This is a genomic window from Streptococcus sp. CCH5-D3 (assembly GCF_001556435.1).
In the GTDB taxonomy this organism is placed as follows: domain Bacteria; phylum Bacillota; class Bacilli; order Lactobacillales; family Streptococcaceae; genus Streptococcus.
In genome coordinates, this window is sequence record NZ_LSIW01000007.1 from 1 (window position 1) to 1,342 (window position 1,342).

A 1,342-nucleotide genomic window follows, 5' to 3' on the forward strand; every position below is an offset into this window, starting at 1 on the left:
GTGGTTTGGTTGAAGTCACTTGCGATTGTCTTTTCCGTTTCTCATAGAAGTCTGCGATATGACAAGGATTGGTGTGGCTTGCTGAAGCTATGTTATGAACGCACTTAAAGAGAATCTTTCTGGCATAGGGATTCTCACGTTTGGTGATATGTTCCTTGGCTAGAAAGTTTCCAGATTCATAGTGTCTGAGCTCAATGCCGATAAAAACATTGATTTGATTGGCAGAGTGAAATCGACGAATATCACCAAGTAGTCGATTAAATCCGATGGCATCATTGGGTATGGTATAGCCATGTACTTTTTCTCCATTGACTAAGATGGCCACTTCTGAACTTGCTTTACTCACGTCAATCCCAAAAACTACTCGCATGATATTACCTCTTTGTCTTGAATGATTCCTTGTTTTAGTGATGTCATTTTCAATACTCTACGTTTTTCGTCCCACATACTTTGATAACATTCTTCCTAAAACTGGTGTCTTGTCAGTTTTAGTTACGACGTCTAACCCCAAAGGACTTGTCAACTTAACAAGACACCTCTACTTCAACATTACGAAAAAGTAGTGAGTACTTTCTCCCGTCGGAGATTTCCTCACTACTAATCTTAGTATGTTTTAGTTTTACCTTAATGCGTTCGTTGTTGTAATAATCAATATAGTCTACAATAGCTTGTTCCAATTGGTTAAGTGACCTAAACGTCTTCTCATAACTATAAAACATCTCAGACTGAAGAATGCAAAGAAGGATTCCATCATATCATTGTCTGGACTATTTCCCTTACGTGACATAGATAGCTAGATTCCCTCATCCTCTAAAAAACTATGATAATACTAATATTGATATTGCCAGCTCTCGAAACTATGAAAAATAGTATGTTCGTAATGCTCCTCTGTGAAGGCTTTTTCTAAAATTGTTTTTACTTGTACTAAGACCGTTTATATAAAAAGATTATAGGTAATAATCACGCTACTAAAACTATCTAAACTAGCGACAAAGAGAGTTTTTTTATTGCTTGCTAGCATGGAAAATTCTGTCACGTTCGTAAAATATTTTTCCATTCGTTTGGATGCTTCATACTGGATCTGAATAGAAGTCTCTACTTTTTTCCAACCTCTACTTGGTATGAAGAATACTTCCGTTTACGACGAATACGAGCTCTCAAACCATAAATTTTCATCAAACGTTACACCTTCTTGTGATTATTGAGAGATAAAAAAGATTGGACACATTGTCCAATCTGATTCTTTATCTCATTAAGCAATTTCAACATAACGACGGTTACCACTTGCTGTCATGTATGAGAGCCATGTGTGACCATCGGCTGTGACAACCTTATCATAGTT

1 protein-coding gene and 2 pseudogenes are annotated in these 1,342 nt (G+C 36.5%); all 3 read right to left on the reverse strand.

All coding sequences use genetic code 11. The annotated features are described in order from the left end of the window. Nucleotides 1–250: pseudogene (locus AX662_RS11075) on the reverse strand (transposase); the annotation flags it as partial. Nucleotides 251–524: 274 nt separating this feature from the next. Further along, nucleotides 525–1,200, reverse strand: a pseudogene (locus tag AX662_RS10895) (transposase); the annotation flags it as partial. Between the two features lie 52 nt (nt 1,201–1,252). Next, nucleotides 1,253–1,342 (reverse strand): SH3 domain-containing protein (locus tag AX662_RS10195; protein WP_197414648.1); only part of this gene is annotated, 90 nt, incomplete at its 5' end.